Source organism: Streptomyces parvus (assembly GCF_014648875.1).
Classification (GTDB): domain Bacteria; phylum Actinomycetota; class Actinomycetes; order Streptomycetales; family Streptomycetaceae; genus Streptomyces; species Streptomyces parvus.
The window spans coordinates 1-8,882 of the sequence record NZ_BMRY01000028.1 but is presented as its reverse complement, the minus strand read 5'-3'; the positions used below and the strand labels follow the sequence as shown (position 1 = coordinate 8,882).

The 8,882-nt window shown below is 74.3% G+C and carries 2 protein-coding genes; both read left to right on the top strand.

The window, feature by feature from the left end; translation table 11 throughout:
* Positions 1–2,570: SDR family NAD(P)-dependent oxidoreductase (locus IE140_RS35595; RefSeq protein WP_189461086.1), on the top strand; the 2,570-nt coding region annotated here is incomplete at its 5' end.
* A 95-nt stretch (positions 2,571–2,665) separates the two neighbouring features.
* The coding region (locus tag IE140_RS36775; protein WP_444545637.1) for a type I polyketide synthase at positions 2,666–8,882 on the top strand (6,217 nt) is incomplete at its 3' end.

Sequence of the window (8,882 nt, the reverse complement as noted above, 5' to 3'; positions counted from 1 at the left end):
CCACGGTCGCCGAGTCGCTGACCTACCACCCCCCGCAGATCCCCGTTCTCACCACCGCCCCTGGCGACCTGGCCACCCCCGGCTACTGGGTGGGGCAGATTCGCGAACCCGTCCGCTTCGCCGACGCACTCGCCTCGCTCACCGGCGTACGGACAGCACTGGAACTGGGCCCGGACGCAGTGCTCTCCGCCCTCGCCCAGGACCAGGTCGACAGCCTGGTGGCCGTCCCCGCCCTGCGCCCGGGGCACGACGAGGCACAGACACTGCTGCACATGATCGCCCGGGCCCACGTACGGGGCACGGAGGTCGACTGGCAGGCGGTGACCGGCGAGGGCGACCGGGTCGACCTGCCCACCTACCCCTTCCAGCGCACCCGCTACTGGCCCGACTCCCCGGCCCCGGACGCGACCGTGGCGCCCGCCCCCGCCGCCTCACCGGCGGAGTCCCGCTTCTGGGCGGCCGTCGACGAGGGCGACGTCGAGTCCCTGGCCGCCACCGCGGGCCTGGACCCGGCGGCACTGGAACCCCTGCTGCCGGCCCTGTCGGCCTGGCACAGCGACGCCCGCGAGCACGAGGCCGTCGGCGCCTGGCGGTACCGGATCGCCTGGACGCCCCTGGAGGAGCCGTCCGCGGCGTCCTGCGTCGGGCGGTGGCTTCTGGTGGCCCCTGACGACGCCGACGCCACGGTCGACGCCTGCCGCGCGGCGCTCACCGAACGGCAGGGCGAGGTCGACCTGCTCGTCGTCGACCCCGCCGACACCGACGCGGAGGAGTTCGCGGACCTGCTCCGCGACTACGTCGTCCCCGGCGAGCAGCTCCGCGGCGTGATCTCCCTGCTCGCCCTGGACGAGACGCCGCATCCGGACCACCCGGTGATCACCGCCGGCCAGGCCGGCACCCTCTGCCTGCTGCACGCCGCCCTCGACGTCGACCCGGGCCCGCTGTGGACCCTCACCGCGGGCGCCGTCGGCGCGGGCGAGGACGAGGCGCCGGTCAGCCCGGCCCAGGCCGCCGTCTGGGGCCTTGGCCGGGTCGCGGCCCTGGAACACCCCCGCCACTGGGGCGGTCTGATCGACCTGCCCGCCGACGGGCTCGACGACACGCGCCTGGCCGCCCGGTTCGCGGCCACCCTGACCCGCACCGACGGCGAGGACCAGGTGGCGGTCCGCGCCGGAACCGCCCTCGGACGACGGCTGCGCCACGCCGACCCCGTCCCCCCGCGTTCCGGCACGGCATGGACACCGGACGGCACCGTGCTGGTCACCGGCGGCACCGGCGCCATCGGCGGCCACGTCGCCCGCTGGCTGGCGGCCGAGGGGGCCGAACACCTCGTCCTGATGAGCCGGCGCGGCCCCGCCGCCCCAGGCGCCCGCGAACTCACCGCGGAACTCACCGCCATCGGCTCCCGCGTCACCGTCGTCGCCTGCGACCTGCAGGACCGTGACGACGTCGGCCGAGCGCTCGACGCGCTGGCCGCCGACGGCATCACCGTCCGGACCGTCATGCACACCGCCGGCCTGGGCGCTCTGGCCCCGCTCGCCGACACCGGCGTCGCGGACCTCGCCCACCTGGTGGGCGGCAAGGTCGCCGGCGCCCGTCACCTCGACGAACTGCTCGACCCCACACGACTGGACGCCGTCGTCCACTTCTCCTCCATCTCCGCGATGTGGGGCGTGGGCCAGCACGGGGGCTACGCCGCAGGCAACGCCTATCTCGACGCGCTCGCCCAACAGCGCAGCCGAGAGGGCGCTCCCGTCCTCTCCGTCGCCTGGGGGCCGTGGGACGGAGGCGGCATGGTCGACCATGCCGCCGTGGAACCGATGCTGCGCCGCGGCATCTCGCTCCTCCAGCCCGGCCCCGCCATGACCGCGTTGCGTCAGGCGCTCGACGCCCGCGAACCGTCCACCGCCGCCGCGGAAGTCGACTGGGGACGGTTCGAACCCTCCTTCACCGCGCTGCGCCCCAGCCCGCTGCTCGCCGAACTGCCCGAGGTACGCGCCCTCCGCTCCGCCGGGGCCGCAACCACTCCCGACACGGTCGAGGACGGGTTCGGCACCCGGCTGGCCGGGCTGTCCCCGGTGGAGCGTGAGCGCGCGGCGCTGGATCTGGTCCGCACCCACGCCGCCGTCGCGCTCGGCCACACGGGACCGGAGCACATCGCACCGGAACGCACCTTCCGTGACCTGGGCACCGACTCGCTGACCGCGGTGGCACTGCGTGACGGGCTGGCCTCCGCGACCGGCCTGACACTCCCGGCCACACTCGTCTTCGACCAGCCGACCCCCGTCGCGCTGGCGGAGCACCTGCTGGGCCTGCTGATGCCGAAGAACACCGTCGACGACCTGCCGTCGACGGACGAGCTCGACCGACTGGAGGCGGCACTCGTCCGCCGTTCCGGCGACGACCTCGACCGGGTCCGGATCGTGATGCGGCTGGAGTCGCTGCTCGCCACGACACGGAAAGAGACCGGTGAGGACTCCGCTGACGGCGCCGCCCTGGCCGACCGGCTGGGACACGCCACGGACGACGAACTGTTCGATTTGGTCGAGAGGGATCTGGGACTCACATGACCGCCGCCGCTCCAAGGACCCCGCAGGAGAGCACGATGACGACCGAAGCGAGCAAGAGTCCCACCGAGCACAAGCTCCGTGACTACCTGGGCCGGGTGATCGCCGAACTGCACACCACTCGCAGGCGGTTGCGTGAGGCCGAGTCGCAGGAGCATGAGCCCATGGCCATCGTGTCGGTGGCCTGCACCCTGCCCGGCGGTGTGCGCTCGCCCGAGGACCTCTGGCGGCTCCTCGCCTCAGGCACGGACGCCGTCACCCCGTTCCCCGGCGACCGGGGCTGGGACGACAGCCCGCTGCCCGGCGCCGAGGGCGTCGCGGCCCCCGAAGCGTCCCAGGGCGGCTTCCTGCACGACGCGGGCATGTTCGACCCCGCGTTCTTCGGCATCAACCCGCGCGAGGCACTGGCCATGGACCCGCAGCAGCGGCTGGTCCTGGAATCGGTCTGGGAAGCGATGGAGCGCGCCGGCATCCATCCCGGGACGCTGCGCGGCTCCCGTACAGGCGTGTTCGTCGGGACCAACGGCCAGGGCTACGGCATCGACATGCAGGCGGGCATGGCCGGAACCGAGGGCTACCAGCTCACCGGCAGCGCCACCTCCGTACTCTCCGGCCGCATCGCCTACACGCTGGGCCTGCGAGGGCCCGCGGTCAGTGTGGACACCGCCTGTTCCTCGTCGCTGACCGCCCTGCACCTGGCTGCCCAGGCCATCCGCGCCGGTGACTGCTCCATGGCCTTCGCCGGCGGGGTCACCGTCATGCCGCACCCGGTCGCTTTCCACGAGTTCAGCCGGCAGGGCGGCCTGGCATCCGACGGCCGGTGCAAGGCGTTCTCCGCCGACGCGGACGGCACCGGCTGGGGTGAGGGCGTCGGCGTACTGCTCATCGAGCGGCTCTCCGACGCCCGCCGCAACGGCCACCCGGTGCTCGCCGTGATACGCGGCAGCGCGGTCAACCAGGACGGAGCCTCCAACGGCCTCACCGCCCCCAGCGGCCCGGCACAGGAGCGTGTCATCCGCGCCGCGCTCGACGACGCCCGCCTGACGCCCGACCAGGTCGACGTCGTCGAGGCGCACGGCACCGGCACCACGCTGGGCGACCCCATCGAGGCCCGGGCGCTGCTGGCCACTTACGGCCGCGACCGGGACCGTCCGCTGTGGCTCGGCTCGCTGAAGTCCAACATCGGCCACACCCAGTCCGCCGCCGGGGCCGCCGGAGTCATCAAGATGGTGCTGGCGATGCGCCACCGCGTGCTGCCCCGCACCCTGCACGCCGACGTCCCCACCCCACACGTGGACTGGTCCTCCGGCAGTATCGAACTGCTCACCGGGGAGCAGCCCTGGGAACCCGGTGAACACCCCCGCAGGGCAGCTGTCTCCTCCTTCGGCATCAGCGGCACCAACGCGCACATCATCCTGGAGGAAGCACCCCTCGACGCCCCCGTGGAGGAGCCGGCCCCCCGCCGACCCGCCCCCCGCACGGTGCCGCTGCCGGTGTCCGGCCGGACCGCTACGGCCCTGATGGCCCAGGCCGAACGGCTGCGTACCTTCCTGGACGACGGGACGGGGGCCGGCGCCGAACTCGTCGACCTCGCCCACTCTCTCGGCGCGACCCGCCAGTCCCACGAGCACCGTGGCGTCGTCCTCGCCACCGACCTGGTGAACGCCCGGGCCGGCCTGCGGACCGTCGAAGAGGCCCGCACCGGACCCGACGTCCTCACCGGCGCCGTACGACCCGGACTGACCGCCTTCCTGTTCACCGGGCAGGGCGCGCAGCACGCGGGCATGGCGCGTGACCTGTACGACACCTTCCCCGTGTTCGCCGAGACCTTCGACACGGTGTGTCAGAAGGTCGGCGGTGAGCGGCCGCTGAAGGAGATCGTCTTCGAGGACGGTGCGGCGCTGGACCGCACCGTCCACACCCAGCCGGCACTGTTCGCCGTCGAGGTCGCCCTCTTCCGCCTGACCGAGTCATGGGGCCTGCGCCCCGACGTACTGGCGGGCCACTCGATCGGCGAACTCGCCGCCGCCCACGTCGCGGGCATCCTGTCGCTGGACGATGCCTGCCGCCTGGTCGCGGCCCGCGGCCGGCTGATGGAGGACCTGCCCGAGGGCGGCGCGATGCTGGCCGTCGAGGCGGCCGAGGGCGAGATCGAGCTGCCCGACGGTGTGGACCTCGCGGCGGTCAACGGGCCGTCGTCCCTGACGGTCTCGGGCGACACCGGCGCGATCGACGCGCTGGAGGAACGACTGCGCGGCCAGGGCCGCAAGGTCAAGCGGCTCACGGTCTCGCACGCCTTCCACTCGTACCTGATGGAACCCATGCTCGACGAGTTCGCAGCGATCGCCCGCGACCTCACCTACCACCCGCCGACGACCCCGATGGTCTCCACCGTCGGCCTCGACGGTGACCCGACGACCTGGGAATACTGGGTCAGCCAGGTCCGCTCGGCCGTCCGGTTCGCCGACGCCGCCGAGGAACTGGGGCGCCAGGGCGTCACCCGGTACGTCGAGGTGGGACCCGACGGGGTGCTCAGCGCCCTTGTCGGCGCCAAGGACGACACCGCCCTCGCCGTCCCGCTGCAGCGCAACGGCCGCGACCAGACGGACGACCTGCTGCGGGCCGTGGCGCGCCTGCACGTCGCGGGGCTCGATCCCGACTGGGCGGCCGTCCTGGAACCCTGGAGCCCCCGCCGGGTGGATCTGCCCACCTACGCCTTCCAACGACAGCGCTACTGGCCCTCCCTCGGCAGGCCGGCCGACCTCAGGACGGCCGGCCTGAGCGGCGCCGGGCACCCGCTGCTGGGCGCGCTCGTCTCCGTGGCCGGTGACGGAGGCCTCGTGCTCACCGGCCGGCTGTCCCGCACCACCCACCCCTGGCTCAACGACCACCGTGTACACGGTGCGGTCATCGTCCCGGGCACCGCCCTCGTCGACCTCGCCCTGCACGCGGGCAGCCAGGTCGGCTGCGCCGTCGTGGACGAGCTGACCTTGGACACCCCGGTGGAACTGCCCGAGCTGGGCGGTGTCCGGATCCAGGCGGAGGTGGGCACGCCGCTCGCGGACGGCTCCCGGGAGATCGCCCTCTACACCCGGCCCGACGAGGCCGACGCGGCCGAGGGCACGGACGGCGGCTGGGTCCGGCACGCGACCGGCATCCTCGCCCCCGCACGCCCGACGGCGGGCGAACCACTGGACCAGTGGCCGCCACAGGACGCCCAGCCGGTGGCACTGGACGACTTCTACGCCGCCGTGGCAGCCGCCGGCCTCGACTACGGGCCGCTCTTCCAGGGCCTGCGCGGCGCCTGGCGCGCCGCCGACGGTGTGGTGTACGCCGACGTGGCGCTGCCCGCCGTGGCCGACGACGCGGACTCCCCGGACGCCGAGAACTTCGGCCTGCACCCCGCCCTCTTCGACGCCGCTCTGCACTGCGCGGCCCTGAGCGGCCCCGCGCAGAACGATCCGGCCGTACGCGTGCCGTTCAGCTGGTCCGGTGTCACCCTGCACGCCAAGGGCGCCACCGCCCTGCGCGTGCGCCTGACCCCGACGAGCACGGACGCCGTCTCGCTCGCGTTCGCCGACCCGACGGGACAGCCGGTCGCCTCCGTGGAGTCCCTGGTACTGCGACCGGCGGCGCCCGTCGACGGCCGGATCCCCCCCGGCACGCTCTTCCGTGTCGAGTGGGCCGCCCTGCCCGCGCCCGGGCCGTCCACCCCGTGGACGGTCGTCGCCGACGCGAGGGCACTGGCGGCCCCGGCCGAACTCCCCGCCCTGGTGGCCGTCCACGCCGGCCCCGACCCCGAGGACCCCGACGGCCCGGTCACCCTCGACGGGCCCGCCGCGGTCCGCCGCGCCGCTCACCGTGCCCTGGAGCTCGTACGGACCTGGCTCGCCGACGAACGCTTCGCCGCCTCCCGCCTCGTCCTGCTCACCCGAGGCGCCGTGCCCGCCGGGGACACCCCGGTCGACCCGGCCGCCGCCGCCGTGTGGGGACTGGTGCGCAGCGCGCAGACCGAGCACCCGGGCCGATTCGTCCTGCTCGACCTGGACCCGTCCGACAGCGGCACACCGCTCACCGGCCTGGCGGACACCGATGAGCCGCAACTCGCCCTGCGGGAGAACCGGCTGTACGCGCCCCGCCTCGCCCGCGCCATCGTTCCCCCGGCGGCGTCCGACCCGGCACAGGCGCACGGCACGGTACTGGTCACCGGCGGCACCGGCGTCCTCGGCGGCCGCGTCGCCCAGCACCTGGTCGCCGAACACGGCGTCCGCGACCTGCTGCTGGTCAGCCGGCGCGGCCCCGAAGCGCCCGGGGCGGACGAACTGATCGCCGAGCTGGCCTCCCTGGGGGCCCGCGCCCGTGCCCTCGCCTGCGATGTGGCTGACCGCGAGGCGCTGGCAGAGGTGATCGCCGGCATACCCGCCGACCGGCCGCTGACCGGTGTCGTGCACGCCGCCGGGATCGTGGACGACGGAGTGGTCACCTCCCTGACCCCCGACCGGCTCGACGCTGTCCTGGACGCCAAGGCGGTCTCCGCGCTGCACCTGGACGACCTGGTCGGCGACGTCTCCCTGTTCGTGCTGTTCTCCTCCGTCTCGGCGACCTTCGGCTCAGCGGGCCAGGCCGGCTACGCGGCGGCGAACGCGGTCCTGGACGCCGTCGCCCGCCGCCGGGCGGGCGCCGTCTCCATCGGCTGGGGCCTGTGGGCGGAGGCCTCCGGCATCTCCGCCGGGCTGGACGAGACGGGTCGGGCCAGGATCCGGCGGGTGGGCTCCGCCCTCGCCACCGCCGAGGCACTCGCCGTCCTGGACGCCGTCCGGACGGGACACACCCCGCACCTGGTCGCCCTCCGGCTGAACCTCACCGAGCTGAGGGAGGCCGCGGACCGCGACCCCGCCGCGGTGGCGCCCCTGCTGCGGGGCCTGGTCACCCGCCGCGCCCTGCCCGAGGCGGCGCGTGCCGCACGCGGTGCCCCCTCCCCGCTGGGCGAGCGCCTCGCCGGCCTCGGCGAGGCCGAACGCATCGACCTGCTCACCGAGTTGGTACGGTCCGAGGCCGCCGGCGTGCTCGGGCACACCGGCGCGGAACCGATCGAGGACCACAAGCCGTTCAAGGACCTGGGCTTCGACTCGCTGACCGCGGTGGAACTGCGCAACCGGCTCGGCGCCGTGACGGGCCTTCGGCTGCCCGCGGCCCTCGTCTTCGACCACCCCTCCCCGCAAGCCCTGGTTGCCCACCTGCTGTCCCACCTGACCGGTGCGGACACCGCGGCGCCCGCGCGGGCCACCCGCACCGTCGGCAGCGACGAGCCCATCGCCATCGTCGCGATGAGCTGCCGCTACCCCGGCGAGGTCAACAGCCCCGAGGACCTGTGGAACCTGGTCGCGACGGGCTCCGACGCCATCGGCCCGTTCCCGGACAACCGAGGCTGGGACACTACGGCCCTCTACGACCCCGACCCCGACGCGGCGGGCAAGTCCTACGTCCTCCAGGGCGGCTTCGTCCACGACGCGGACCGCTTCGACCCTGTGCCCTTCGGTATCTCGCCCCGCGAGGCGCTGGCGATGGACCCCCAGCAGCGGCTGATGCTGGAAGCCTCCTGGGAAGTCTTCGAACGGGCCGGCATCGACCCGAGCTCCCTGCGCGGCAGCTCCACCGGTGTGTTCGCCGGACTCATGTACCACGACTACGGCGCCACCATGACCGTGCTGCCGGAAGGGGTCGAGGGCTACCTCGGCACCGGCACCTCGGGCAGCGTTCTCGCCGGCCGGGTGTCCTACACCTTCGGACTCGAGGGCCCGGCCATGACCGTGGACACCGCCTGCTCCTCGTCCCTGGTCACGCTGCACCTGGCCTGCCAGGCACTGCGCAACGGCGAGTGCGACATGGCCCTGGCCGGCGGCGTCACGGTGCTCTCCACCCCGGCCGTCTTCATCGACTTCAGCAGGCAGCGCGGCCTGGCCTCCGACGGCCGCTGCCGCTCCTTCTCCGCCGATGCGGACGGCACCGGCTGGTCCGAGGGGGTGGGGGTGCTGCTGGTGGAGCGGCTCTCCGACGCCGTACGCAACGGGCACGAGGTCCTGGCCGTGGTGCGCGGCTCCGCGGTCAACCAGGACGGCGCGTCCAACGGCCTGACCGCACCGAACGGCCCCTCGCAGGAACGCGTCATCCGCGCCGCGCTGGAGAACGCCCGGCTGACCGCCGCTGATATCGATGTGGTGGAGGCGCACGGCACGGGTACGACGCTGGGTGATCCGATCGAGGCGCAGGCGCTGCTCAACGCCTATGGGCAGGACCGGCCGGAGGGCCGTCCGC